The organism is Blastochloris viridis, from assembly GCF_001402875.1.
GTDB classification, from domain to species: Bacteria; Pseudomonadota; Alphaproteobacteria; order Rhizobiales; family Xanthobacteraceae; genus Blastochloris; species Blastochloris viridis.
This window is the reverse complement of record NZ_CP012946.1, coordinates 1,177,272-1,203,296: the sequence shown is the minus strand read 5'-3', so window position 1 is coordinate 1,203,296 and position 26,025 is coordinate 1,177,272. Positions and strand designations below refer to the sequence as shown.

Below are 26,025 nucleotides of genomic sequence, written 5' to 3'. Positions count from 1 at the left end.
CGGCTTGTCCAGCCCATCGAGGCGGCAGGCGTGGTCATGTCGTAGTCACCTGCCGCCGGACCGATTCCCGGCGCCGGCCCGCCGCGCTGATTCGCCTCCCGACGGGCGGGGCGGCGGCATCGCAGCGTTGGCCTTCGGAATGCCGCCGACGTTGCGGCAGGTTGCCGCTGGCGGCGGCCGGCGATCCACAGTCCGCCGCACGCCGCGCCTTGACAGCGTCCGCCGTGTCACGCTGTCCGCGGCCGCGGTTTTGCGATCATGCCGGCCGGCCAAGCACTTGCGGCGACTCGCACCGTTGTCCCCGCAATCCCCATGGAACCACTATATTTAGCGCTTCGTTCATTCATCGCGTCTAATTCTTGACGTGCTGCGGAGAGTCGACCTAGCTTTCCGGTCCGGGCCGGGCGCCCCCCAAAGACGCCAGCCCGATCGTAATCACATGAGTAGCAGGGTCGAACGCAGCCGGGCCGGCGCCATCGCGAGGCGGCCCGTCGAGTGGCGTTCGGCCACCTTCCAGCGGCGCATTCGGGTTGCGGCGCGGGCCTGAAGAATTGTCACGTCAGGGCGCGCAAGCGCCGGCCAAAGGAACGAGAGCGATGCGGATCGAGCGGCGTTACACCACAGCGGGCCAGTCGCCTTACGCGGACATCGCGTTCCGGACCACGGTGAGCGAGATCCGCAATCCCGACGGCTCGGTGGTGTTTCGGCTGGAGGGCATCAAGGTGCCCGAAAGCTGGTCGCAGGTGGCCGCCGACGTGCTGGCGCAGAAGTACTTCCGCAAGGCCGGCGTGCCGGCCAAGCTGAAGCCGTTCGAGGAGAGCGCCGTTCCGTCCTGGCTGTGGCGCAAGGTCGCCGACACCGCCGCCCTCAAGGCGCTGCCGGAGGGCCAGCGCTACGTCGGCGAGACCACCGCGACCGAGGTGTTCGACCGCCTGGCCGGCACCTGGACCTATTGGGGCTGGAAGGGCGGCTATTTCGATTCGGAGGCCGACGCCCGCGCCTTCTTCGACGAGCACCGCTACATGCTGGCGATGCAGATGGTGGCGCCCAACTCGCCGCAATGGTTCAACACCGGCCTCAACTGGGCCTATGGCATCGATGGCCCGAGCCAGGGCCACTACTACGTCGATTTTGAAACCGGCAAGCTCACCAAGTCGAAGACCGCCTACGAGCACCCGCAGCCGCACGCCTGCTTCATCCAGTCGATCGAGGACGACCTCGTCAACGAGGGCGGCATCATGGATCTGTGGGTGCGCGAGGCGCGCCTGTTCAAGTACGGCTCCGGCACCGGCTCCAACTTCTCCAGGCTGCGCGGCGCCGGCGAAAAGCTGTCGGGCGGCGGCAAATCGTCCGGCCTGATGAGCTTCCTCAAGATCGGCGACCGCGCCGCCGGCGCCATCAAGTCGGGCGGCACCACGCGGCGCGCTGCCAAGATGGTGGTGGTCGACATCGACCACCCCGACATCGAGGCCTACATCAGCTGGAAGGTGAAGGAGGAGGAAAAGGTCGCCGCCCTGGTGACCGGCTCGCGGGCGTGCCAGAAGCACCTCAAAGCCATACTGAAAGCCTGCGTCAATTGCGAGGGCGAGGACGGCGACTGCTTCGAGGCCGACAAGAACCCGGCCCTGAAGCGCGAGATCAAGGCGGCGCGCCGCGCCGGCGTGCCGGACAATCTGGTCAAGCGCATCATCCAGTTCGCCCGCCAGGGCTTCGCCGACATCGACTTCCCGGTGTTCGACACCGATTGGGACGGCGAGGCCTATCTCACCGTGGCCGGCCAGAACTCCAACAATTCGGTGCGCGTCACCGACGAGTTCCTGCACGCGGTCGAGCACGACGCCAACTGGAACCTGACCTGGCGCACCCAGCCCGGCGTCGCGCGCACGCTGAAGGCGCGCGAGTTGTGGGACAAGATCGGCTACGCCGCCTGGGCCTGCGCCGACCCCGGCCTGCAGTTCCACACCACCATCAACGACTGGCACACCTGCCCCGCCGACGGACCGATCCGGGCCTCGAACCCGTGCTCGGAATACATGTTCCTCGACGACACCGCGTGCAACCTGGCCTCGCTGAACCTGCTCGCCTTCCGCGACCCGGCAACCAACGCGTTCGACGTCGAGTCCTATGAGCACGCCGTCAGGCTGTGGACGGTGGTGCTCGAAATCTCGGTGCTGATGGCGCAGTTCCCCTCCAAGGAGATCGCCGAGCGCTCGTTCGAGTACCGCACGCTGGGCCTTGGCTTCGCCAATATCGGCGGCCTGCTGATGTCGTCGGCCATCCCGTACGATTCCGACGAGGGCCGCGCCATCGCCGGCGCGCTCAGCGCCATCATGACCGGCGTTGCCTACGCCACCTCGGCGGAGATGGCCTCGTTCCTCGGCGCCTTCCCCGGCTATGCCAAGAACGCCGAGGCCATGCTGCGGGTGATGCGCAATCACCGCCGCGCCGCCCACGGCTTCCGCGAGGGCTATGAGGGCCTCTCCATCCTGCCCGTTCCGCTCGACCACGCCGCCTGCCCCGACCCGCGGCTGATCGAGCACGCCAAGCGCGCCTGGGACCGTGCCGTCACCCTCGGCGAGCCGCACGGCTATCGCAACGCGCAGGTGTCGGTGATCGCGCCGACCGGGACCATCGGCCTGGTGATGGACTGCGACACCACCGGCATCGAGCCCGACTTCGCGCTGGTGAAGTTCAAGAAGCTCGCCGGCGGCGGCTACTTCAAGATCATCAACCGCGCGGTGCCGGCGGCGTTGCGCCAGCTCGGCTATTCGGAGGCCGAGCTCGCCGAGATCGAGGCCTACGCCGTCGGCCACGGCTCGCTGAAGCAGGCGCCCGCCATCAACCCGTCGACCTTGCGCACCAAGGGCTTCGACGACGCCGCCATCGACAAGGTCGAGGCCGCGGTGAAGGGCGCGTTCGACATCAAGTTCGCCTTCAACAAATGGACGCTGGGCGAGGCGTTCTGCATCGAGACGCTCGGCATTCCGCCTGAGACGCTGAACGCGCCGGCGTTCGACCTTCTCACCCACCTCGGCTTCGGCAAGCGCGAGATCGAGGCGGCCAACCTGCACGTCTGCGGCGCGATGACGGTGGAGGGCGCGCCGCATTTGAAGGAGGCGCACTACCCGGTGTTCGACTGTGCCAGCCCGTGCGGGCGCATCGGCAAGCGCTATCTCTCAGTGGAGAGCCACATCCGCATGATGGCGGCGGCGCAGCCCTTCATCTCGGGCGCGATCTCCAAGACCATCAACATGCCGAACGAGGCCACGGTGGAGGACTGCAAGAGCGCCTACATGCTGTCGTGGCGGCTCTGCCTCAAGGCCAACGCGCTCTATCGCGACGGCTCGAAACTGTCGCAGCCGCTGTCGGCGCAGCTGATCGCCGACGACGATGACGACGACGACATCGAGGCGTTCCTGGAGAAGCCGGCGGCGGCGCGCGCGGCGCAGGTGGCCGAGCGCATCGTCGAGCGCGTGGTCGAGCGGGTGCAGGTCGAGGTCCAGAAGGTGCGCGAGCGCGAAAAGCTGCCCGACCGCCGCAAGGGCTACACCCAGAAGGCCATCGTCGGCGGCCACAAGGTCTATCTGCGCACCGGCGAATACGAGGACGGCCGGCTCGGCGAGATCTTCATCGACATGCACAAGGAGGGCGCGGCGCTGCGCTCGCTCCTCAACAACTTCGCCATCGCCATTTCGCTCGGCCTGCAATACGGCGTGCCGCTCGACGAATACGTCGACGCCTTCACCTTCACCCGGTTCGAGCCGGCGGGGCCGGTGCAGGGCAACGACATCGTCAAGTACGCCACCTCGATCCTCGACTACGTGTTCCGCGAACTGGCGGTGTCGTATCTCGGCCGCTACGACCTCGGCCACGTCCAGCCCGACGCCTCGTTCGACGCGCTCGGCCACGGCGTCGCCGAGGGCAGCAAGACCACGGCGCCGGCCTCGCGGGTGGTGTCGAAGGGCCTGGTGCGCGGCCGCACCCAGAACCTGCTGGTGGTGCCGAAGGGCGAGCCGCCGCGCAGCAGCGGCACGGTGGCGGTGCTGAAAACGGTGGGCGCGACTGCGCTGAAGCCGAGCCAGGACCCGCACGAGGACCTGCACGAGCAGGATCTGCCCGAGCATGCCGACGACGCCGATCTCGGCATCGGCGAGGCCGAGGCCTCCGACAAGATCGCCGGCGAGCTGAAGCCGGGCGCGCGCTTAAAGGGGGCGCAGGCGAAGACCGCCACCCTCGGCACCACTGAGGTCAGCGCCAAGCCCACGGTCACTCACCGCCGGGCCGAAGCGAAAGCCAAGGGCTATGAGGGCGAAGCCTGCCCCGAATGCGGCAACTTCACGCTGGTGCGCAACGGCACCTGCATGAAGTGCGACACCTGCGGCGGCACCACGGGGTGCAGTTGAGGGGCAACTAACATTCGCCGTGAAAGGTCGTTTCCTGCAAAAATTGGTAAGGAAATATGGACAAAATCGATTGGGCAGTGGTCCTCTCTACTTTTATAGGACCGATTTCCGCGGTGGGAATTACGCTTTGGTGGACCTCTCACAAACAGAGGCATGATCGTCGTCTTGACATTCTTCGTGGTTTGATGCGCTCACGTCGCGCGCCATTATCGGCGGACTATGTCCTCGCACTAAATATGATTGAGATCGAATTTCACGATAGGCCGAAAATTATCGATAAATTCAAATTATTAATCGAAAAGTATAACCATATTCCGCCCGACGAACTTGGCTTTCGTGCCTGGGCCGATAGTGAGATTAACGCAAAATCACAGCTAATCAAAGCCATCGCTAATGAACTAAAAATCAAGATCGATACGTTGGATGTTTTCCTAGGCGGATACACTCCAAAGGCTTGGTCTGACGTAGAGTTAGAGCAGCAAGTTCTTCGGCAACTCGCCATCGACGTCTTTGCGGGGAAGAGGCCGCTCAGGGTCGCCCCGGAGGGGTTCGACCCTCTTTCACCCTAACCCGCAGCAACGTAGGGCGCAGCACTCTATCGCTAGTGCGCCCTCCAAGGCCCCGCGCAGGCTGGGTGTGGGTTCTCGTTCCGCGCGCGCCGCCGCAATGATGCCGGAACCGCCACCCGTCGTCCCCGGCGAGCGCCGCAGGCGCTCGGGAAGGGGACCCATTGATCTTCCGCCGACTCAATCTCGCGCAGCTCCGACACGCGGGAACCCCAGGGCATGCGACGGCGACGAGCTGGCGCTCGCAATGGCGCTTGCACAGCATCCATCCTGCGCCGCACACTTGCCTGCTGTCGAAGCAGGCCGGAACGCCAATGACCGTCTCGCCAATCCATGTGCGGTTCGACACCGAATTGATGTGGGTCGACCTTTCTGACGGCCGCACGCTGGGCGTGCCGCTGGCGTGGTTTCCGCGCCTCCTTCACGCCTCGCCCGAACAGCGCGCCGAGGTCGAGATCAGCCGGAACGGGCTGCATTGGGATGCGCTCGACGAGGACATCTCGGTTGCCGGGCTTCTGGTCGGTCGTGGCGACATGACCCGGCGGCCTGAGAAAGCGGCGTGAGCAGGCCGACCTGCAAGACATATAGCCCCCGGAACTCCTCTACTTTCTGAGCGTAGTCATGGAACTATTGGACATCTTCACCCGCTTTGTACTACCTCCAATTCTCGGTGGAATTGGCGCTTTCTTGACACCTTGGGCAAAGTGGTACTTCGACCAAAAAATAGAAACCCGATCAAGCCGTGAAAAGCGAATTGAGCAATGGCGCACTCGACTTTTGAGTATAGAAAATTTCAAAAATCAACCCTCAGACGCCTTCCCTAACGGCCGCGTGTCAAGAAACGGATTTCTCTCCGATCAATTTGCGATCCAGAAAGTGATGCTTCTTCCAGAGTACGCAGCAATAAAACCACATTTGTCCCCCGAAACTAACAAATATATTAATAATATAATAAAATCTAAAGTAATCCTTATCAAGGTGGGCGGAAATATATATACATCACGACTTCGAGATTTGATATCGGCGGACATCGCACGTTTAGAACGACAATGGAAGTTAATTTAAAGGACGAGCAGCGCCAGATGGAATAGCAAGCGTAGGGTGGAATAGCGCAGCGTATTCCGCCATTTTCGATCACGGTCGACCCGGCCTAATCGCCGCAATACGCTTACGCTACTACGTCATTACCCTCCGTCATGACCGGGCTTGGACCGGCCATCCCGATCCACAAGCCGCACTAGGCGGTGCGGCAAGGTGTCGGCTGGCGTGGTCCATGGGTCCCCTTCCCTCGCGCGGCTGATGCCGCGCTCGCCGGGGACGACCGGTGCCCTTTCCCCGGTCGTCGTCCCGGCCGAACGGCGACGCCGTGAGAGCCGGGACCGTTTTCAGGAAAGAACCCCCTTCCTGCAAACGGTCCCGGGTCGCGCGGCGGATGCAAGCATCCCGCCGCTTGGCCGGGACGACGGTAAAGCCGCTTCCCTCGCATCGCTTCGCGATGCTCGCCGGGGACGACCGGCGCGAAGCGCCGCCGCGCCTCAGGCCGCCGAGGCGGTGGCGTGCGGCTGAACGAAGCTCACCACCGCATCCTCAAACTCGTCGGCGAGGCTGGCATCCGCCCGCAAGGCTTCGAAGCTGCGCGGGGACGGCACCGAGTCGCCATCGGTGGCGAGCAAAGCGAGGTGTCCGCCAAGCGCCTCCGCCGCATTGGCCAGCGCTTCCTCCAGCGTATCGCCAGCCGACACGCAGCCCGGAACGTCCGGAAAGCTGACGCCGTAGCTCGTGCCCGCGTCCTTGTGCACCAATGCGAGATAACCGGCCATCATCGCGGCTCCTTCAAGCCCGCCATCCGAAAGATCGATCGCGCGGTCTTCGGATGCAAGTCCTTGCGCGGGTGAGGCACGGTGACCTTGCCGGGCTTTGCCGGATGCCTGAAGTGGTAGTGGCTGCCGGTGGCGCCCACATAAATCCACCCGTCCTGCTCCAACAGGCGGATGATATCGCGTGAATCGATGCCCACGAGCCCCTCCATATCGAGGGTTGCACGTCAGCATCGATCCCGCAACCGAGCAGCGCCTCGCCGCCCAGGCGCCTTTCACCCCACCACGAGGCCCCGCCTCACCCGAACGTCTTGGCATAGACCTCCGGCTTGAAGCCGACCACCAGCGTGCCGCCGGCGTCGAGCACCGGGCGCTTGATCATCGACGGCTGCGCCGCCATCAGCGCCAGCGCCCCGGCCTCATCGAGGTCGGCCTTTGCCGCCTCCGGCAGCTTGCGAAACGTGGTGCCGGCGCGGTTGAGCAGCGTCTCCCAGCCGACCTGCCGCGCCCACCCCTCGAGCCGCGCCGGCTCGACCCCGGCGGCCTTGTAGTCGTGGAAGGCGTAGGCGACGCCGTGCGCCTCCAGCCAGGCCCGCGCTTTTTTCATCGTATCGCAGGACTTAATGCCGTAGATGGTGACGACCATGACCTCCCCCTTTGAACGTGCGGCACTGGCGCCCCGATGGACGGGCCGACGCGGCTTTCGTCACCTTAGAGCGTCCGCCGAATCTGATCGCACCAGGTGGCCGCTCTAAGCCTTTGAGTTATCGCATTCTCTTTCGCAAAACCGGTATCCACTTTTGCGGAGAATGCTCTAGCCGGATTATTTTCCGGATCGGTGAACCCGTGCCCACGCTCAACCGTTGAGCCATGATGAAACGGAGAAACAGATGCTGAAACTGGTTTGTCAAAGCGCCGCGAGTCTGGCGCTGGCGTTCGTGCTCATTCAATCGCCGGCGCAGGCCGCCAGCGCGCCGCACGAAATGCTGCTCGCCCAGCGCGGGCCGGATCGCGACGCCGATAGCCGCCGCGGCCCCGACAACCGCCGCGATTTCGACAACCGCCGCGGCCCCGACAGCCGGGCGCACCGGCCGGACCCGGTCCGCAGCTTTAATCGCGAGCGCCGGCCGCCGCCGGGCTGGCGCCGCTACCACGAGCGGCCGCGGGATTGGAACCGGCGCGGCTGCACCGCCATCGGACCGATCTGGTACTGCCCCTGACCGGTTCGCCGGCGCCGCCAGAAATGGCGGCGCCGGCACCCGGCGAGCCGCGTCACAGCCAGCGCCGCACCCGGCGGGCGTAGTCGGCGTAAGCCGCACCGAACGCACGTCGCATCGCCGCTTCCTCGAACGGAATGTACCAGCGGTCGGCCACCACCACGAACGCCATCACCACCGCGAACGGCAGCGCGCCGCCGAGCGCGACGGCAAGGCCGAGCAGAAACACGCTGAAGCCGAGATAGATCGGATTGCGGCTGACGCGGAACGGCCCGTCGGTCACCAGCGCGGTCGGCGCCTTGAAGGTGTTGATATTGGCGGCGCGCCGCGCGAACAGCCGCGACACCGCCAACGCCAGCCCGAAGCCGCCGGCCATCGCCGCCACGCCGAGCCAGCGCGCCGCGCCGGCGACCACCGCCGGCCCCGGCGCGACAAGGTGCAGCGCCACCATCGCCGCCACTGAGGCGGCAACCAGCACCGGCGGCAGAATTTTCATCGCGCATTCTCCTGATCCGCCACCGCCGGCCGTCGCGCGATGTGCCGTCGCGCCGGAGCGGCCGCGGTTGACAGCGCCGGCATGCTGCGGCTCCCTGTCCTGCGAAATCTGGCCGGTCCGGCCGGATTCTGGCATTCCGTTCGCTGAAAACTCGCGCGGATGGCGGGCGAGCGAACCGACCAAGCGGAACTCGAATCAGCCATGCGCCACCTCCTGTTCGCCTTGGCCGGCCTTGCGGCGCTCGCCGCCGCGCCGGCCGCCGCCGCCCCGCCGATTTTCCCGACCGAGCCGGCCTCCGGCACGCTGCGGGTCGGCCAGCGCGTGCTGGTCGACGACGGCGTCTGCAAGGCCGGCGAACTGCGCGAGGTGGTGGTCAACAGCCGCAAGACCACCGACAAGGCGAAATATGCCGACGGCGGCCCGCGGGTGTCACGCTGCATCAAGCGCTGAGCCGCATCGCACCGCCGGCCGGCCGACGCCGCGGGCGATGGTGACGATGGCGGCCACGACGCCGATCAGCACCAGGCCGACACCACGCTGACCGCGATCAGGCGGCGGCTCATATCCGCCCCGTTGCGCGCGAACAGCGCGTCAAAGGTGTGGAACGTCTGCTTGGAGACGGCGAACGCCGCGCGGTCGCCTGGATCGTTGGCCCACAGCACCGCGCCCGCCAGCTCAGCGAACAGCCCATGCAGACGCACGACGATCGACCCGGACACCCTCTGCATCATCTGCCCCTTGTTCGCAGGCGCACCCTGGGGCGGATTGCGTGAGGCAGCCCTACACCTCGGCCGCCACCGCCAATGTTTCAGTTACTTGAGGCAACATCCTTCCGTTACAAAATCGACGTTTCGGTTGCTCAGGCGCGAATCGCCCGGCCGGCGGCCGGCGCCGGGTGTCGGCCGCCGCGCATGTCATGGTGACAGAGCCGCCGAATCGAGCCGGCGCAACGGGCTCGGCGGCGGCCGAGCGGCTCGGCGCAGGGCCCGCGCAGTGCCTTGTGCACCGCGACAACGGCAACATGGCTTGTTCTCGCCGCTGGTCGCGCTAACCTTTTGTTAAATGTAATCTCGCGCGGGATCGCGACAGTCGCGGGTCGTTCGCCGAGCGGAGGTCTTCCATGCTGGTTCCGAGGCCGCAGGGCCGTTCATTGCTGTCGGCGATGGCGGCGGTGATGTTGGCAACGATCCCGATGCCGGGTGCCGTTTCAGGCGCCGCCGCCCAATCGGCGCCGGTGGTGCGCGGCCCCGATTCGCCGGCGCTGGTGCCGGCCGCGCCCTCTCCGGTCACGCCGGCCGCCGCTGTCCCGGCGGCGGCAGCCGCCGCCGAGGACGCCGCGCCGGCCCGCGCCCCGATGGTGCATGGGCCGAACGCCCCGGCGCTGATGTCCAAGCCCGCGGCGGCCAACCCAGTGACCGGCCTGTCGCCGGTCAGCCAAGCCCCCATCGACCGAGCCCCCATCGACCAAGCCCCCGTCAGCCAGGCGCCGGCGGCCCTTGCGCCGGTCGCGCCGGCGCGGGCGATCCAGGAGGTCACCCCGGTCCTGATCAGCCCGGACCTGACCAGGCCGGCGACCAGCGCCGCCGCGCCCATCGCCAGCGCACCGCCGGTCGCCTCGGCCGCGCCGGTGCCGGTCGCCGCGCCGGCCGACTGCCCAGGCAACCCCAACGCCATCGGCCTTGCCCGCACCGTCGAGATCGACACCACCGGCGGGCCCGGCTTCGGCTTCGAGCACTTCAAGGCCTACGATTTCCTCAAGCCCGGCGAGGTGGTGCTGACGTTCGACGACGGGCCGTGGCCGCGCAACACCCCGGCGGTGCTGGAGGCTCTCGCCCACCACTGCACCAAGGCGACGTTCTTCCCCGTCGGCAAGCACACCATCTGGCACCCGGAGATCCTGCGGCAGGTGGCGGCGCAAGGCCACACCATCGGCTCGCACACATGGTCTCACGTCGACCTGACCAGGAAGACGGTCGACGGTAAGGCCGAGTTCGAGAAGGGCGCCAGCGCCGTCCACCTCGCGCTCGGCGCGCCACCGTCGCCGTTCTTCCGCTTCCCGGCGCTGCGCCACCCGCCGGCGATGCTGTCCTACCTCGCCGAGCGCAACGTGGCGGTGTTCTCGTGCGACGTCGATTCCTTCGACTTCAAGACCAAGAAGCCGGAGGCGGTGGTCAAGCAGGTGATGTCCAAGCTGCAGCGCACCGGCAAGGGCATCATCCTGATGCACGATTTCCAGGCGGTGACGGCGAAGGCCGCACCGATGCTGCTCGACGCCCTCAAGGCCGGCGGCTACCGGGTGGTTCATCTCACCGCCAAGGCGCCGCTGGACACGCTGCCGGACGTTGACGCCGAGGTGGCTAAGGAGATGAAGGGCGCGCCCACCGCCGGCAGCTCCGGCAAGCCGACCAACTCGGTGGTGCGCACGATCGACGGCAACTGACCGCGGCCGGTGCCGCCGCTGCGATGGCCGGGCCTGCGCCCGGCCATTTTGCATCGCGTGCAAAGAAACCGGCGGCGCGGCGTGATCTTCCTTAAAGCCGCCGGGCGCCGCGCCGCTGCAATCGTTGGTCGGACCGCCGCGTTGCTGTATAATTTTTGCGATCGACGCGGCTCTCGCGGCCGCGCTGCCGGGGGCGCCGCATGACGCTGAAGCCGCCCACCTTCGTATCCGAGTTGCGCAGCCGCACCCGCACCGGGGTCGGCCTCGATTACGAGATCGCGCAGGAAAAAGCTGCCTCGCTCGGCCGCATCGGCCGCCGGCTGGAGCACGCCATCGCCGCGCTCAAGACGTTCGACGCCGCGCCTCGCGGCGCCGGCGCCGCCACGCGCGAGCCGCTGGTGGCAGACGCCGCCGAGGCGCTGTGGATGCTGGCGGTGCAGCGCGAGTCGAGCGGCTGCTGCGACCTCGCCTCCATCCTGCGCGACTACGGCGTGCCGCCCGAGGTCGCCGCCCGCATGGGCCCGGCCTGCCACTGACCGCGATCACGCCGCCGCCCGATGCAGGATGGCGGCGCGCAGCAGCACGTAGAGCACGGTGGCGTTGAGCAGGTGCCACAGGAAATGCGTGCCGGACGGCAGTGCGTCGCACAGCGGCAGATCGGCCATCCGGGCGATCAGCGACACCGTGAACAGGCCGGCGGCGAGCAGCAGCGCGTCGGCGCTGGCGCGGACGCCGGCCGCCGCCGGCATCGCCCGGCCAATCGCGCCCACCGTCACCAGCGCGATCAGCGCCGGAAAATAGCTTTGCGAACTCGCCCACGGCCCCGGCGCCAGCCGCACCAGCGCCGGCATCGCCGCCGACACCGCGAAAAACAGCGCCAGCCCAGCCCCGGTGGCGATGAGGCCGAGCCCGAGAACGCGGCGCAGCGCCAGCACCAGATAGACGACGATGAACACCATGATCGGAATGACGTCGGCCAGCCCGGCCCACCGCGTCGCCACGGTGTGGAACAGCAACGAGCCGACGCCGACCAGCGCGGTGACGGCGATGAGCACGAGCGCCGGCCAGTCGCCGCGCCGGCCGCTGCGCCGCCACAGCGCCAGGGCCGCAACCGCAGCGACCACGAACGCCGCGTTGGTCGCGGCATTCAGCGGCTCCGCCCACAGCGCCGCGGTGGTGCGCTCGCAATAGATGTCGACCGGGGTGCTCCATCCGCTCGCCATCGTGATCCGCCCCGCTGCGCCCGCTCGGCACCGGCTGCTATAGAGGACGACGTCCTCACGCCCCTGAAAGCCGATGATCGAAGCCTGCGCCCTTCTGCTGCTCTGTCAACTCGCCGGCGAAACCGCGGTTCGCTTTGTCCACGCCCCAGTGCCCGGCCCGGTCGCCGGCATGGCGCTGCTGCTCGCCATTCTCGCCGTGCGCGGCCGCGTTCCCGACGCGGTCGGCGACACCGCCGACACCATCTTGCGCAACATGTCGCTGATGTTCGTGCCAGCCGGAGTCGGCATCGTCCAGCAATACGGTCTGCTCGCCGACAGCGGCCTCAAGCTCGCGGTGGTGCTGGTGGTCTCGACCGTCATCGCCATGGTCGTCACCGGCCGGGTGTTCCAGGCTTTGGCGCGCCGCGCCGAGCCGGGCCCCCCGCCGGCACCCGGCCCGGAGGCCGCGGCGTGATCACCGTCGTCGACCTGTGGATCTATCTCTCCGGCGGCCCACTGCTGTGGCTGACCGCGACGCTGGTGGCCTACGCCATCGCCGAGCGGGCCTCGCACGCGCTCGGCCGCCACCCCCTCGCCCACCCGGTGCCGCTGGCGATCGCGATGGTGTCGGCGCTGCTGGCGGCGACCGGAACCTCGTTCCCGACCTATTTCGCCGGGGCGCAGTTCGTCCACTTCCTGCTCGGCCCGGCCACGGTGGCGCTGGCGGTGCCACTGTTCCGGCAATGGCCGCTGGTGCGCCGCTCGATCCTGCCGATGGCGGTGGCGCTGCTGGTTGGCGGCGTGGTGGCGATCGTCTCGGCGGTGGGGCTGGCGCTGCTGCTCGGCCTGCCCGAGCAGATCGCGCTGGCGCTGGCGCCGAAATCGGTTACCGCCGCCATCGCCATGGGCGTCGCCGACACCATCGGCGCCGATCCGGCGCTGGCCGCGGTGCTGGTGATCACCACCGGTATTCTCGGCGCAATCATGGCCAAGCCGGTGCTCGACCTCGCCGGCGTCCGCCACCGCGCCGCGCGCGGCTTCGCCATCGGGCTATCCGCCCACGGCATCGGCACCGCGCGCGCGTTCCAGGACAACGAGGTGGCCGGCACCTTCGCCGGCATCGCCATGGGGCTCAACGGCCTCATCACCGCGATGCTGGTGCCGCTGCTGGTGCTGCTGCTGCGTTAGGGCACCGCCCACAAGTCGGGAGCCGGGTTTGCGGAACACCGCGCCTAGGCCGGCGTTGCCGGCCACCCGGCAAGGCCGCCGTCGCCACGGCAGGCGCCGGCGCACCGTCGACAATTTTCATGAAACAAATAATCGACCAGAAACTTAAACGGATACGCCGGATATCGCGTTATCAAATCGGAAAGTTCGGCCATGTTCCTTGTTGCGCGAACGCAAGAACACTTGTGTTCCAGCATCGACGCAACAATATGACGTGCCTTTTTCTTGCCATGATTGCGAGCGGCTAGCGACTGTTGGCTTAAACGCAACTTATTTAGGCAAGAGATCGGACCACTATTCTGTAAATGGAGATCGCAATGCGTAAGGCTTTCATCGCTGTTTCGGCCGCCGCCGCCCTCGCTGTCACCGCCACCGCCGCCTCGGCCGGCGACCGTGGTTATGACGAGCGCACCCCGGCGCTGATCGGCACCGGCGCGGTGGTCGGCACCCTGGTCGGCGTCGGCCTCTACAATGGCTGGGGCGGCACGACGGCCTTCGCCAGCAGCGCCGGCGGCGCCGCGGCCGCGTCGGCGGTCGCCGGCGGCGTTGCGGCGGTCGGCACCGTCGCGCTGATCCACGCTGCGACCACCCCGTGCACCGGCTTCGATGCGCTGTTCGGATCGTTCCGCCAGGGTCCGTCGGGCTGCGTTGACGGCCACTATGTCGGCTTTCAGCCGCCCCGCAAGAGCGCCCGCCGCTGACGCCAGCTTCGGCACCGCATTTCGCCCCGGACGTGGCACCTGCCGCGCCCGGGGCGATGCATTTGAAGCCACCGCCGATCCGACCGCGCCCGGCGGAGGCCCGAAGCTTCAACGGCCCCGTGCGTCAGCATCAGGGGGCGGTGGTCAACGCGGGGGCGCGGATCGAGCCGCGTTCGGCGATCCGGCGCGGTCAGCTGAACTGGCGATTGCGGGCGGAGATGTAGCGGGGCATCGGCTCGCGGCTATGCCCGTGCGTCGCCACCGGCACGGCCGCATCGCGGCACATCGCCTCGCACAGGTCCAGGAAGGCCCCGCCGGGCAGCGCCGGCGCGAACACGTGACCCTGGGCCATGTGAACGCCGTGGGACCGCAGATATTCGACCTGGTCGAAGGTCTCGACGCCCTCGGCGATGACGTCGATCTTCATGGTCCGGCTGAGTTCCACCAGCGTCTCGATGATGGCGTTCGAATAGCGCTCGGTGCCGATCGCATCGATGAACATCTTGTCGATCTTGATGGTGTCGACGCCGAGCTTGAGCAGATAGTTGAGGCCGCCATGGCCGGTGCCGACGTCGTCGATCGCCACCTTGACGCCGAGCGCCTGCAGCGCCGCGATGGTGCGCCGCGCCTCGTTGAGATCGGCGAGCGGCGCTCGCTCCGTCACTTCCAGCATGATCTGAGACAGCCGGATCGGCGAGCCACCGAACACCTGCTCGACGTCGGCGACGATGCGGTCGTTCAGGAAGTGGTCGGCGTGGGCGTTGAAGCCGAGCTTCAAGCTGGGCCGGGTGGCATAGACCGCCGCCACCTCATCCCGCGCCGTCCGCATCAGGCGGTTGGTCAGCTCGAAGATCAGGCCCGAGGTCTCCGCCAACGGGATGAAGCTGCTCGGCGGCACCACCTCGCCATCGGGACGGCGCCAGCGCACCAGCACCTCGCAGCCGATCAGGCGACCGGAGGAGATGTCCATCACCGGCTGGTAATAGGGAACCATTTCCCCGGCATCGATCGCCGCACGCAGATCATCCACCGGGTCCTGCCGCCGCCGCGTCGTCGACAGCGCCAGCGCAAAGATCAGCGTGCTGATGAACAGGCCGCCCGCCCGCGAATACAGGATCGGCCCCGCTGCGTTGGCGCGCAGACCCTCGATGGTGCGGACGATCTCAACCGAGACCGGAAACTGGCCGGAACCGGTGGCGACCTGCACGTCGTCGGAGTCGACCGGCTCGCCCAGCGGGCGCAGCACCGTCGGCACGCCGGCGAGCATCAGCCGGATACCGAGCCCCTGGGCCGGGGCGGCGACGTCGTCGGTTTCGAACACCTCGGCCGGCACCAGCACCGTGAGGTAATGCTGCCCCACCGCCACGCGCAGCCGCAGCGCCGGCTCCTGGCCGTCGCCGAACCGCACCATCGACATGGTGAGGCTGGTGCCGGCGATGGCCTGCTCCGCGGTCATGCCGCGGTGGTCGGAGCCGAAGCCGTGGTGGGAGCACAGCACGGCGCCCTGGGCGTCGACCAGCGCGACTTCCTTGAGCGGCGTGGTGGCGTAGACTGCCCGCCGCATTGCCTCGATGTCGCCCTGGCGGCAGGTCTTCACGCCACCGGCGACGAGATCGGCGAGCGCGGCGGCCGAGCGGTGCAGCCGTGCCTCGGCACGAACGAGGATATCCTTGGCCTGCAGGGCGGCCTGGGCGGCGCCGCGCTCCCTGAGGATGACGTCGGTGCCGGCCTCGATGCCGAAGGCGATCAAGCCCGCGCAGCACAGCGCTGCGAAGAGCACGGCTATTCGTTTTCGTGCCGCGCGCTTCACGTCGACCTTCCCCGCGCTGTTAAGCTCCGGATTAAAGCCAAATTCGAATTAATGCCGACTTAAGACTTCATCGGCACCCGCAAATCGGCACAAATTGCCACCATAAATAGCAAAACCGCAAGAACCTCCGCCTCGAACGATTGATTTCGCGACGTTTCAAGCCCCGCACGCAAGGCGCAGGTTGCATGTTACGAATCAATGTAATATTTGGCGCCCCGCGGAAAAACTCCGATATTGGCGACTTTCGAACGGCAATTCTGCCTATGGATGACGCTTATGCAGCAAATCCTGTCGAAAGTCCGTCAAACGCCGAACGGCCCGGCGCGGGATCGCCGCGTCGGGCCGTTGGCATCGATCGAAGCTGATCGCCGGCGGTCAGGTCGGCAGGTTCAGCCGAATGTGCAACTCACGCAGCTGCTTGGCCGTCACCGTCGAGGGCGCGCCCATCAACAGGTCCTCGCAGCGCTGGTTCATCGGGAACAGCACCACCTCGCGCAGATTGCTCTCGCCCGCCAGCAGCATGACGATGCGGTCGACGCCCGGCGCGATGCCGCCGTGCGGCGGCGCGCCATACTGGAACGCCCGGTACATGCCGCCGAACTTCTCGATGATGGTCTCCTCGCCGTAGCCGGCGACGGCGAACGCCTTCTTCATCACGTCCGGGCGGTGATTGCGGATGGCACCAGACGACAGCTCGATGCCGTTGCAGACAATGTCGTATTGGAACGCGGTGATGCCGAGCACGGTGTCCTGGTCGGCAGGGTCGAGCGCCAGGAAGGCATCGTGATCGAAGTTCGGCATCGAGAACGGATTGTGCGAGAAGTCGATCTTCTTGTCGTCCTCGTTCCACTCGTACATCGGGAAGTCGGTGATCCAGCAGAACTCGAAGCGGTTCTCCTCGATCAGGCCGAGATCCTTGCCGACGCGGGTGCGCGCCTCGCCGGCGAACTTGTAGAACTTGTCCGGCCGGCCGGCGACGAAGAAGCAGGCATCGCCGTCCTTCAGGCCGAGCTGCGCCGCGATCTCAGCCGTGCGCTCCGGCCCGATATTGTTGGCAAGCGGCCCGGCGCCGGCGCCCTCGCGCCAGAAGATGTAGCCGAGGCCAGGCTGGCCCTCGCCTTGCGCCCAGCTGTTCATGCGGTCGCAGAACGCGCGCGAGCCGCCGCTCGGCGCCGGAATAGCCCACACCTCGGCCTTGGGATCATCATTGAGGATGCGCGCGAACACCTTGAAGCCGGAGCCGCGGAACGCCTCCGAGACGTTCTGCATCTTGATCGGGTTGCGCAGGTCCGGCTTGTCGGTGCCATAGCTCTTGATGGCGTCGGCATAGCGGATCTTCGGGAAGCTCTGCGTCACCGGCTTGCCGTCGCCGAATTCCTCGAACACCCCGCGCAGCACCGGCTCGACCGAGGCGAACACGTCGTCCTGGGTGACGAAGCTCATCTCGATATCGAGCTGGTAGAACTCGCCCGGCGAGCGGTCGGCTCGCGCGTCCTCGTCGCGGAAGCAGGGGGCGATCTGGAAATAGCGATCGAAGCCCGCCACCATGAGCAGCTGCTTGAACTGCTGGGGCGCCTGCGGCAGGGCGTAGAACTTGCCGGGATGGACACGGCTCGGCACCAGATAGTCGCGTGCGCCCTCCGGCGAGGACGCGGTGAGGATCGGGGTCTGGAACTCGAAGAAGCCCTGCGACTTCATGCGGTTGCGCAGCGAATCGATCACCTGGCCGCGCAGCATGATGTTGCGGTGCAGCCGCTCGCGCCTGAGGTCGAGGAAGCGGTAGCGCAGCCGGGTCTCCTCGGGGTATTCCTGCTCGCCGAACACCTGCAGCGGCAACTCGCCGGCCGGGCCGAGCACCTCCAGCTCGGTGATGAACACCTCGACCTCGCCGGTGGCGAGTTCAAGATTTTCGGTGCCGGTCGGCCGAGGGCGAACCCGGCCGTCGACGCGGATCACCCACTCGGCGCGCGCCTGCTCCACCGCCTTGAAGGCCGGGCTGTCGGGATCGGCCACCACCTGCGTGATGCCGTAGTGGTCGCGCAGATCGATGAACAGGACGCCACCATGGTCGCGGATACGATGGCACCAGCCCGAAAGCCGGACGGTCTGGCCGATGTCGGAGGCGCGCAGCGCGCCACAAGTGTGGGAGCGATAGCGATGCATGGGAAATCCGTTTACGGAGCGGGGGGTAGAGCACATGCAGGGGCTGCCTTGTCAAGGCACTGACTCCAAGCCGGCTCGCGACTCCGCTATAGAAACGCCATGAATTTGATTTCGACCACCCGGGACCTCGCCGACGTCTGCGCACGGCTTGCCACACATCCGTTCGTTGCCGTCGATACCGAATTTCTCCGCGAGACCACGTTCTGGCCCAAGCTCTGCGTCGTGCAGCTTGCCGGCCCAGACGAGGCCGTCGTGGTTGACACCTTGGCCGATGGCATTGATCTATCTAGCTTTTTCGAGCTGATGGCCAATGAATCGATCGTCAAGGTGTTCCACGCCGGCCGCCAGGACATCGAGATCATCTGGCACCGCGCCAAGATGATTCCCCACCCGGTGTTCGACACCCAGATCGCCGCCATGGTGCTCGGCCACGGCGATTCGGTGTCCTACGACCAGTTGGTCCAGCGCCTGACCGGCCACGTCATCGACAAGTCCTCGCGCTTCACCGACTGGTCGCGCCGGCCGTTGAGCCCGGCGCAGATCACCTATGCCGAGGCCGACGTCACCCACCTCCGCGACGTCTATCAGCGCCTGCTGCGCGACCTGGAAAAGCGCGGCCGCAGCGACTGGGTGGCCGAGGAGATGGCGGTGCTGACCTCGCCGGACACCTACCGCCAGGACCCGGTCGACGCCTGGCACCGGCTGAAGACGCGGGTACGCAAGCCGCGCGAGCTCGGCGTCCTGATCGAGGTCGCCGAGTGGCGCGACCGCGAGGCGCAGTCGCGCGACGTGCCGCGCTCGCGGGTGATGAAGGACGAGGTGATCGGCGAGATCGCCATCCAGCAGCCGGTCACGCCGGAGGCGCTCGGCCAGCTGCGCTCGCTGCCCAAGGGGTTCGAGCGCTCGGCCTGGGGCCTGGCCATCCTGGAGACGGTGAAGCGCGGCCTCGCCCGCGACCCCAAGACGCTGCCGCGCATCGAGCGCGACCGGACGCCGAGCAACGGCGCCCAGGCCACGGTGGAACTGCTCAAGGTGCTGCTGCGCATGACCGCCGAGCGCCACGCCGTCGCGGCGAAGGTGATCGCGACGGTGGACGACCTCGAACATATCGCCTCGGACGACGAGGCCGACGTCGCCGCCCTGCGCGGCTGGCGGCGCGAGCTGTTCGGCGACAAGGCGCTCGCCCTCAAGCACGGCCGCCTCGCCTTGGCGATCGACCGCGGCCGCGTGGTGACGGTGGACAAGCCGGACAACGGCGGAGCGAGTGAGGCGGGCTCTCCGCCGACGCCTGCCGACCCATAAGAACTCGTCATCCCGGACGGCGCGGCGCCGAGCCGGGATGACGAGCAGAAAAAGGCGTTGGTCGTGCGAACGGTCCCGGCTCGCGCGCCGGATGCGATGCATCCAGGCGCTTGGCCGGGACGACGAGAGACGAGCCATAAATCCCAGCTGCGTCTTATTTCGCCCGACGCGGCAATTGAGCCCTACCCCGCCGCGATCACTGGCTCGCGGCCGATCAGCTTGGCCAGGGTGCGCACCCGGCCCAGCAGCCGGTCACCGGCAAGGTCGGCGAGTTCGCCGTCGAGCCGCAGCACCAGCTTGCCATGCACCACCTCCAGCGGCGCCCGCGGCAGCACGTCCGGCATCGCCGCCGATACCAGATAGGCCACCCGCATCGAGGCGCCGAGGATACGGGCGTGGTCGAGCGCCTGCGGCGAGGCCAGCTCGCGCAATTGCGGCGACAGCCCGTCCTCCGACAGCCCGGCGTGGCGGAAATAGACCGCCAGCGCCAGGAACGCCCGCGCGGTGTGGTCGATGCCGACGAAGGCGGCATGGGCGATGATGTTGAGCGATTGCTCGCCGCGATAATCGGGGTGGGCGCGCCAACCGATGTCGGCGAGCAGGCACGCCGCCCGTCGTAGCCGGGTCTCCTCGGCGGTCTCCTCGAAGCCGGTCGAGGCCATGAAGCGGTCCGACCACGCCGCGAGGTCGCGGCCGTGGCGCGGCGAGCGCGAGCGCAGCTGGTTGAGGTCCTCCGCCGCGGCCAGCAGCGGGTCGAGCCGCTGCTCCTCCTCCGGCAGCAGCGAGAACAGCAGCCCCTCGCGCACGCCGAGCGCGGAGACCATCACCTCGTACGGCTTGCCGAGCCGCAGAATGTGCTCCAGCACCACCGCGCCGTAGGGCAGCAGCGCGCGCCGCGCGTCCGACACCGCCTCGATCTTCGACAACGTCGAGGGATCGGCGCGCTGCAGCAGCCGGCAGAACTCCACCATCGCGCGGGTGGGAAGGGTGTAGCCGTGCATGACGTGCAGTGGATAGCCGCGCTGCTCCATGTGCAGCTTGGCCAGCGCCCGCCAGGTGCCGCCGACGGCGTAGAAGGTGCGGCCGGCCAGCTCGTCGAGCTGGGGAACGCCGGCCAGCGCCTCGCGCACGATCTTCTCCGCCTTCTTGACCGAGCGGCCCGAGATGTCCTGCAACGCGAGGCCGCCGAGCGGCAAGGTGACGCCGGCGCCGACGCGGTGGCCGTCGATGTCGGCGAGTTCCAGCGAGCCGCCGCCGAGGTCGCCCACCACCCCGCTCGGCCGGTAGGTGCCGGAGATGACGCCGAGCGCGGCCAGCTTGGCTTCGCGCTTGCCGGACAGCAGCTCGACGTCGACGCGGCAGATGTCGCGGGCGCGGTCGATGAACTCCGGCCCGTTGGCGGCATCGCGCGCCGCAGCGGTGGCCAGCACATGCACCCGGTCGGCCCGCAGCGTGTCGCACAGCGCGCGGAACCGCTTCAGCGCCGCCAACGCCTTGTCTACCGCATCGACGTCGAGCCGGCCGGTGGTGGCGACGTTGCGGCCGAGGCCGCACAGCACCTTTTCGTTGAACACCGGGGTCGGCGAGCGCGAAACCGCCTCGTAGACCACCAGCCGCACCGAGTTGGAGCCGATGTCGATCACCGCGATCGGCGGCCCCATCGACAGCCGGCCGCGGGCGATTTCGGAGGCTGCTGCCAATTTAGGCACGGGAGATTCGGCGCGTGAGGGTGCGCGGAGCGGTTGCTTCGAGGGACTTTCCACGGCCGGACAGACTCGGGTTGGTCATGAAGTAGCGATGGGCGTTGAACGGCTCCTCGTCGGCCGGGCGGATGATGCGTTCGGAGCTTCCATTGGGCAAGACCCGCCAGCTCTGCTCGTTGTCCATCAGGTTCGCCACCATGATCTGGTCGAGCACCTGCTCGTGCACGGTCGGGTTGAGGATCGGACACAGCGCCTCGACCCGGCGGTCGAGATTGCGCGGCATCATGTCGGCGGAGGAGATATAGACCGCCGCCTTCGGGTGCGGCAGGCCGTGGCCGTTGCCGAAGCAATAGATGCGGGAGTGCTCCAGGAAGCGGCCGATGATCGACTTCACCTGGATGTTGTCGGACAGGCCCGGCACGCCGGGGCGCAGGCAGCAGATGCCGCGCACCACCAGATCGACGGTGACGCCGGCCTGGCTGGCGGCATAGAGCGCGTCGATCACCTCGGGGTCGACCAGTGCGTTCATCTTGCCCCAGATCGCCGCCGGCCGGCCGGCCTTGGCATAGGCGGCCTCCTTGGCGATGTGATCGAGGATGGTCTTCTTCAGCGTCACCGGCGACACCGCCATGCGCTCCAGCTCCTGCGGCTCGGCATAGCCGGTGACGAAGTTGAAGATGCGGGCGACGTCGCGGGCGAACACCGGGTCGGCGGTGAAGAACGACAGGTCGGTGTAGATGCGCGCGGTGATCGGGTGATAGTTGCCGGTGCCGACGTGGCAGTAGGACGTCAGCGCCCCGCCCTCGCGCCGCACCACCAGCGACAATTTGGCGTGGGTCTTCAGCTCGATGAAGCCGAACACCACCTGCACGCCGGCGCGCTCCAGGTCGCGCGCCCAGCGGATGTTGGCCTCCTCGTCGAAGCGCGCCTTGAGCTCGACCAGCGCGGTGACCGACTTGCCGGCCTCCGCTGCCTCCGCCAGCGCCTTGACGATCGGGCTGTTGGCGGAGGTGCGGTAGAGCGTCTGCTTGATCGCCACCACGTTGGGGTCGGCGGCGGCCTGGTTGAGGAACTGCACCACCACGTCGAACGACTCATACGGATGGTGGACGATCAGGTCCTTCTTGCGGATGGCGGCGAAGCAATCACCGCCATGGTCGCGGATGCGCTCGGGAAAGCGCGGGTTGAACGGCGGGAACTTCAGCGCCGGCTTGTCCAGCGCCACGATCTGCGACAGGTCGGTGATGGCGAGCGCGCCGTCGACCAGGAAGGTCTCGCCGTCCTCGACGCCGAGCGCGCGCTGGATGAAGCTGCGCAGCGCCTTGGGGGTCGAGGCCTCCATCTCCAGCCGGATCACGGAACCGCGGCGGCGCTGCTTGAGCGCGGTTTCAAACAGGCGGACGAGGTCCTCGGCCTCCTCCTCCACTTCGAGGTCGCTGTCGCGGATCACCCGGAACGCGCCCTGGCCGTTGACCACGTAGCCCGGGAACAGCCGGCCGATGAACATGCCCATCACCGTCTCCAGCGCGATGAAGCGGGTGGAGCCGACGTCGCCGAAATCGGGCATCTTGATGAAGCGGTCGATCTTGTTGGGGGCGCGGATCAGCGCGGTCAGCGGCCGCGAGCCATCCGGGGCGCCCAGCTGCAGCGCCAGCGAGAAGCCGAGATTGGGGATGAACGGGAACGGGTGCGCCGGGTCGATCGCCAGCGGCGTCAGCACCGGAAAGACGTGGCGGAGGAAATAGTCCTCCAGCCAGCCGCGCTCGGCTTTGGTCACGCCGTCGCTCTCGACCAGGTTGACGCCGACCTGGCGCAGCTCCTGCCGAAGCTCGCGCCAGCGCTGCTGCTGCTCGGCCGACAGCCGGGCGACCTCAAGGCCGATGCGGTCGAGCTGCTCGCGCAGCGTCAGCCCGTCCGGGCTGTTGTCGGTGATGCCGGCCCGCTCCTGGCCCTTGAGGCCGGCGACGCGCACCATGAAGAACTCGTCGAGATTGTTGGCCGAGATCGACAGGAAGCGCAGCCGCTCCAGGATCGGGTGCTGGGCGTTCTCGCTCTCGGCCAGCACGCGGCAATTGAAGTCAAGCCACGACAGTTCGCGGTTGATGAAGCGCTCCGGCCGCTCCGACAGCGGCGTCTCCGCCTCGGGCTGCGGCTCCGCCGCCGGCTGGACGCTCGCCGTCGCCACCTCGGGCTGCGTCTCGACGGCGGGGGCACGGGCGCGGGCGTTCTTGGCCATGTGGCTTCTCCAGAGCGGGGTTCGGAGCGTTCAGTATTACCGAGCGATGACAAATTCGCGAAAGCGTCGGCCGTAATATGGGGGCGGCCTGCCCGCTTCGCGATGCCGCAGCGCCCATTCTGCCGGAACCACATGACGCGGTTTGCCGAGGATCGCGTCGCGGTGCCAGATACGATTTGGCCGAAAACCCTTGTTCGGAAAGGAGATTTTCGGCCCGCGGGTCGGCCCGGCCGCGGCCACAATACGGAGCTGCAGGCGATCTGCCGACGTCCGTATCAACCCGGCGGCCGACCGCGCCGGACGATGGCCCGTCGGGGTCAGCGCTCGAGCGAAACCTGCGGCAGCAGCTGCGCCGCCAGCGCCCGCGTCACCGGCCGCCGCAACGCTAGCGCCGCGGAATCGAGGTCGGCCACCGTGCGGGCCAGCGCCGCCGCCGAGCGCTCGATGCGCGTTACCAGATACTTGACCATGGCGGGATCGGCGTCGACGCCGCGGTCGGCGAACAGCTTGAACGCCATCGCCTGCAGCAGGTCGTCGTCGGCCGGGGCGATCGCCGCCACCGGCAGCGCCCGCAGCCGCGACACCAGGTCCGGCAGGCCGAACCCGGCGGCCGGCGCCTCCCGCGCCGTGATCAGCAGCCACGCCCGCTGCTCACGCACCAGGTTGAGCAGGTGGAACAGCACCGTCTCGGTCACCCCGGCGGGGTCGAGATCCTCCACCACCAGCGCGCCGGAGGCCAGAAGGTCGGCAAGGTCGGCCTCGTGCAGCGCCTCGGCCAGCACCCGCTTCGCCGCGGCGCGGGCGGCCCAAATCGCGGCGAGATGGCTCTTGCCGGTGCCCTCCGGCCCGACCACCACCACCGCGCGGTCCGGCCAGTCCGGCCAGCGCTCGACCACCGCCAGCGCGGCGGCGTTGCAGGGCGCGGCGACGAAATCCTCGCGGGCGAGGCTCGGCGGCTGGCCGAAATCGAGCACGAGCTGGTGCGGCATCATCGCGGGCATGGCTTGGGATCAGGCGTCCGTGCCGTCGCTGGCATCGACCGTGCGCGACAGGCCGGTGTAGAACGGGCTGGCCAGATAGCGCCTGAGCGCGAACCGCGTCAGCACCCCGATGGCGGCGGCCAGCGGCACCGCCAGCAACAGGCCGACGAAGCCGAACAGATAGCCGAACGCGAACAGCGCGAACATCAGCCAGACCGGGTGCAGGCCGACGCTCCGGCCGACCAGCTTGGGCGCCAGGATATAGCCCTCCAGGATCTGGCCGACCGCGAACACCGCCACCACCACTAAGATCAGGTGCCAGTCCGGCCAGAACTGCACGATCGCCACCCCGGTGGCGGTGAGCAGGCCGGTGAGCGAGCCGACATAGGGGATGAACGACAGCACGCCCGCCATCGAGCCGATCAGGAGGCCGAAGTTCAGGCCGACCGCGATCAGTGCGACGGCGTAGTAGAGCGCGAGGCTGAGGCAGACGCCGGCCTGCCCGCGCACGAAGCCGGCGATCGCCTGGTCCATTTCGTTGGCGAGCTCGCGGATGGTGTCGCGATACTTCACCGGCAGCCAGCTATCGATGGCGCGGATCATCCGCCCCCAGTCATAAAGCAGGTAGAATGCGACGATCGGCGTCACCACCACCAGCGACACCACCGAAACCAGCGCGGCGCCGCCCGACCACAACCCGCGCAGCGAGGCGACCAGCCACAGCGCGCCCTGGGTCGCCAGTTCCGACAGCGACTTCTGGATGTCGGGCAGGCGGTCGCCGAGGATCGGCGCCAGCCACTCGCGGTTCTGGTCGGTGAACAGCTGTTGCAGCGACATCATCAGGGCGGGCAGGCGCTCGATGAAGGCGGTGAGCTGGCTGGTGAGCAGCGGCCCGACCAGGATGACCACCAGCACGAAGGTGAGCAGGAACACCCCGACGATCAGCAGCGTCGACAACAGCCGCCCCAGCCCCACCCGCTCCAGGCGGTCGGCGACCGGATCGAGGAAATAGGCCAGCGCCATGCCGGCGACGAACGGCAGCAGCATGCCGCGCAGCAGCCAGACCAGCAGGATGACGGCGACAAGCGCGCCAAGCCAGAACAGAACCTGCTTCTGGAGCGTCATTGGCCGCTCAGCCCCTCGCCTGCCAGCGTGCGCCGGCCTCACCGCATCGGTCCGTCAACTCGCCATATGGCGCATCCATTCCCGGAGATAGGCAGCGGCCGAGACGATCGTCAAGGCGGCGGTGGTATACATCGCCAAGGTCACCACCGAGCCGAGCGTCAGGCCGAACCCGAGCGAGCCCAGCACCAGCGCCGCGAACACGATCTGGGCGGTGGTGTTGAGCTTGGACACCCGCAGCGGCCGGATGGTGACCGGCTTCTCCAGCACGCCCGACAGCATGATCGCGCCGACGATCATGATGTCGCGGAACACCACCAGGATGGTGATCCAGGCCGGAATTTGGCCGAGCAGCGCCAGTGTCAGGTAGATGCTGACCAGCAGCGCCTTGTCGGCCAGCGGGTCGAGATAGGCGCCAAGCTCGGTGGCCATACCGAACCGCTTGGCGAGGAAGCCGTCGACCGCATCCGACACGCCGGCGATGACGAACAGCACGAACGCCAGCATCATCTGGTGGTCGGAGATCGCCCACACCACCGCTGGAACCAGCAGAAGGCGGCCGAGGGTAATGAAATTGGGGATGCTCACGCCCGTCCCCCGGTTCGGCTGATGACAGCGACGATCCGGATGTTAGGTCGAT

At 67.7% G+C, this 26,025-nt stretch carries 25 protein-coding genes; 12 read left to right on the top strand and 13 right to left on the bottom strand.

Annotation, left to right across the window (positions count from 1 at the left end; all coding sequences use genetic code 11):
• Nucleotides 1-596 precede the first annotated feature (596 nt).
• The 4 genes from BVIR_RS05360 to BVIR_RS16690 all read left to right on the top strand — a co-directional run bounded on the left by BVIR_RS05360 (nucleotide 597) and on the right by BVIR_RS16690 (nucleotide 6,034).
• Entirely contained in the window at nucleotides 597-4,403 is a 3,807-nt protein-coding gene (locus tag BVIR_RS05360) for a vitamin B12-dependent ribonucleotide reductase (protein ID WP_055036763.1), read from the top strand.
• 56 nt (nucleotides 4,404-4,459) lie between these two features.
• Entirely contained in the window at nucleotides 4,460-4,972 is a 513-nt protein-coding gene (locus tag BVIR_RS16695) for a DUF6680 family protein (protein WP_145911849.1), read from the top strand.
• 311 nt (nucleotides 4,973-5,283) lie between these two features.
• A complete protein-coding gene (locus tag BVIR_RS05350; RefSeq protein ID WP_055036761.1) occupies nucleotides 5,284-5,532 on the top strand; it encodes a DUF2442 domain-containing protein in 249 nt (82 codons plus the stop codon).
• Between the two features lie 58 nt (nucleotides 5,533-5,590).
• On the top strand, nucleotides 5,591-6,034 hold the full coding sequence (locus BVIR_RS16690) for a hypothetical protein (RefSeq protein ID WP_145911850.1): 444 nt from the start codon (nucleotides 5,591-5,593) through the stop codon (nucleotides 6,032-6,034).
• A gap of 470 nt (nucleotides 6,035-6,504) precedes the next feature.
• On the opposite strand, the gene BVIR_RS05345 is transcribed toward BVIR_RS16690, so the two are convergent.
• The 3 genes from BVIR_RS05345 to BVIR_RS05335 form a co-directional block, all read right to left on the bottom strand.
• On the bottom strand, nucleotides 6,505-6,792 hold the full coding sequence (locus tag BVIR_RS05345) for a type II toxin-antitoxin system HicB family antitoxin (protein ID WP_055036760.1): 288 nt from the start codon (nucleotides 6,790-6,792) through the stop codon (nucleotides 6,505-6,507).
• On the bottom strand, nucleotides 6,789-6,980 hold the full coding sequence (locus tag BVIR_RS05340; RefSeq protein ID WP_055038701.1) for a type II toxin-antitoxin system HicA family toxin: 192 nt from the start codon (nucleotides 6,978-6,980) through the stop codon (nucleotides 6,789-6,791). Before BVIR_RS05340 ends, BVIR_RS05345 begins: the two co-directional genes overlap by 4 nt.
• Nucleotides 6,981-7,084: 104 nt before the next feature.
• The gene (locus BVIR_RS05335; RefSeq protein WP_055036759.1) at nucleotides 7,085-7,432 is read right to left on the bottom strand and encodes an ArsC family reductase; all 348 of its coding nucleotides are present in this window, start codon (nucleotides 7,430-7,432) and stop codon (nucleotides 7,085-7,087) included.
• 244 nt (nucleotides 7,433-7,676) lie between these two features.
• On the opposite strand from BVIR_RS05335, the gene BVIR_RS05330 reads away from it, so the two are divergent.
• Nucleotides 7,677-8,006, top strand: a complete 330-nt coding sequence (locus BVIR_RS05330; RefSeq protein WP_058124826.1) for a hypothetical protein — start codon at nucleotides 7,677-7,679, stop codon at nucleotides 8,004-8,006.
• A gap of 52 nt (nucleotides 8,007-8,058) precedes the next feature.
• On the opposite strand, the gene BVIR_RS05325 is transcribed toward BVIR_RS05330, so the two are convergent.
• Nucleotides 8,059-8,499 carry a methyltransferase family protein gene (locus tag BVIR_RS05325; protein WP_055036757.1) on the bottom strand — a complete coding sequence of 147 codons (441 nt, stop codon included), beginning with the start codon at nucleotides 8,497-8,499 and terminating at the stop codon, nucleotides 8,059-8,061.
• 201 nt (nucleotides 8,500-8,700) lie between these two features.
• Here BVIR_RS05325 and BVIR_RS05320 point away from each other — a divergent pair, with 201 nt between their 5' ends.
• Complete coding sequence (locus BVIR_RS05320; RefSeq protein ID WP_145911851.1) at nucleotides 8,701-8,949, top strand: DUF6719 family protein; 249 nt, start codon at nucleotides 8,701-8,703, stop codon at nucleotides 8,947-8,949.
• 65 nt (nucleotides 8,950-9,014) lie between these two features.
• Here BVIR_RS05320 and BVIR_RS05315 read toward each other — a convergent pair whose 3' ends face one another.
• A complete protein-coding gene (locus BVIR_RS05315; RefSeq protein ID WP_055036755.1) occupies nucleotides 9,015-9,230 on the bottom strand; it encodes a hypothetical protein in 216 nt (71 codons plus the stop codon).
• Nucleotides 9,231-9,853: 623 nt separating this feature from the next.
• On the opposite strand from BVIR_RS05315, the gene BVIR_RS05310 reads away from it, so the two are divergent.
• Nucleotides 9,854-10,939 carry a polysaccharide deacetylase family protein gene (locus BVIR_RS05310; RefSeq protein WP_236823744.1) on the top strand — a complete coding sequence of 362 codons (1,086 nt, stop codon included), beginning with the start codon at nucleotides 9,854-9,856 and terminating at the stop codon, nucleotides 10,937-10,939.
• A gap of 200 nt (nucleotides 10,940-11,139) precedes the next feature.
• Nucleotides 11,140-11,475, top strand: a complete 336-nt coding sequence (locus BVIR_RS05305; RefSeq protein ID WP_236823717.1) for a DUF6665 family protein — start codon at nucleotides 11,140-11,142, stop codon at nucleotides 11,473-11,475.
• A 6-nt stretch (nucleotides 11,476-11,481) separates the two neighbouring features.
• Here BVIR_RS05305 and BVIR_RS05300 read toward each other — a convergent pair whose 3' ends face one another.
• Nucleotides 11,482-12,162 carry a ceramidase domain-containing protein gene (locus BVIR_RS05300; RefSeq protein ID WP_055036753.1) on the bottom strand — a complete coding sequence of 227 codons (681 nt, stop codon included), beginning with the start codon at nucleotides 12,160-12,162 and terminating at the stop codon, nucleotides 11,482-11,484.
• Between the two features lie 73 nt (nucleotides 12,163-12,235).
• Between BVIR_RS05300 and BVIR_RS05295 the strand changes: the two genes are divergently transcribed.
• The 3 genes from BVIR_RS05295 to BVIR_RS05285 all read left to right on the top strand — a co-directional run bounded on the left by BVIR_RS05295 (nucleotide 12,236) and on the right by BVIR_RS05285 (nucleotide 14,069).
• Nucleotides 12,236-12,616: a CidA/LrgA family protein gene (locus BVIR_RS05295; protein WP_055036752.1), complete on the top strand. Its 381-nt coding sequence runs from the start codon at nucleotides 12,236-12,238 to the stop codon at nucleotides 12,614-12,616.
• Nucleotides 12,613-13,329, top strand: coding sequence for an LrgB family protein (locus BVIR_RS05290; RefSeq protein ID WP_055036751.1), 717 nt, complete (start codon nucleotides 12,613-12,615; stop codon nucleotides 13,327-13,329). The genes BVIR_RS05295 and BVIR_RS05290 overlap by 4 nt, the downstream gene beginning before the upstream one ends.
• A gap of 356 nt (nucleotides 13,330-13,685) precedes the next feature.
• On the top strand, nucleotides 13,686-14,069 hold the full coding sequence (locus BVIR_RS05285) for a hypothetical protein (RefSeq protein WP_145911852.1): 384 nt from the start codon (nucleotides 13,686-13,688) through the stop codon (nucleotides 14,067-14,069).
• Nucleotides 14,070-14,259: 190 nt separating this feature from the next.
• Here BVIR_RS05285 and BVIR_RS05280 read toward each other — a convergent pair whose 3' ends face one another.
• Both BVIR_RS05280 and aspS read right to left on the bottom strand, forming a co-directional pair.
• Nucleotides 14,260-15,849: an EAL domain-containing protein gene (locus tag BVIR_RS05280; protein ID WP_055036749.1), complete on the bottom strand. Its 1,590-nt coding sequence runs from the start codon at nucleotides 15,847-15,849 to the stop codon at nucleotides 14,260-14,262.
• Between the two features lie 405 nt (nucleotides 15,850-16,254).
• A complete protein-coding gene (gene aspS, locus BVIR_RS05275) occupies nucleotides 16,255-18,042 on the bottom strand; it encodes an aspartate--tRNA ligase (RefSeq protein WP_055036748.1) in 1,788 nt (595 codons plus the stop codon).
• 99 nt (nucleotides 18,043-18,141) lie between these two features.
• Between aspS and rnd the strand changes: the two genes are divergently transcribed.
• Entirely contained in the window at nucleotides 18,142-19,344 is a 1,203-nt protein-coding gene (gene rnd / locus BVIR_RS05270; protein ID WP_055036747.1) for a ribonuclease D, read from the top strand.
• Nucleotides 19,345-19,526: 182 nt separating this feature from the next.
• Here rnd and ppx read toward each other — a convergent pair whose 3' ends face one another.
• The 5 genes from ppx to BVIR_RS05245 form a co-directional block, all read right to left on the bottom strand.
• The gene (ppx, locus tag BVIR_RS05265) at nucleotides 19,527-21,005 is read right to left on the bottom strand and encodes an exopolyphosphatase (protein WP_055038699.1); all 1,479 of its coding nucleotides are present in this window, start codon (nucleotides 21,003-21,005) and stop codon (nucleotides 19,527-19,529) included.
• A 40-nt stretch (nucleotides 21,006-21,045) separates the two neighbouring features.
• Nucleotides 21,046-23,283 (bottom strand): RNA degradosome polyphosphate kinase, encoded by a 2,238-nt coding sequence (locus BVIR_RS05260; protein WP_055036746.1) that lies wholly within the window; start codon nucleotides 23,281-23,283, stop codon nucleotides 21,046-21,048.
• A gap of 317 nt (nucleotides 23,284-23,600) precedes the next feature.
• Nucleotides 23,601-24,284: an HdaA/DnaA family protein gene (locus BVIR_RS05255; protein ID WP_055036745.1), complete on the bottom strand. Its 684-nt coding sequence runs from the start codon at nucleotides 24,282-24,284 to the stop codon at nucleotides 23,601-23,603.
• Nucleotides 24,285-24,293: 9 nt separating this feature from the next.
• A complete protein-coding gene (locus BVIR_RS05250; protein WP_055036744.1) occupies nucleotides 24,294-25,388 on the bottom strand; it encodes an AI-2E family transporter in 1,095 nt (364 codons plus the stop codon).
• Between the two features lie 54 nt (nucleotides 25,389-25,442).
• Complete coding sequence (locus BVIR_RS05245; RefSeq protein ID WP_055036743.1) at nucleotides 25,443-25,973, bottom strand: CDP-alcohol phosphatidyltransferase family protein; 531 nt, start codon at nucleotides 25,971-25,973, stop codon at nucleotides 25,443-25,445.
• Between the last annotated feature and the right edge of the window lie 52 nt (nucleotides 25,974-26,025).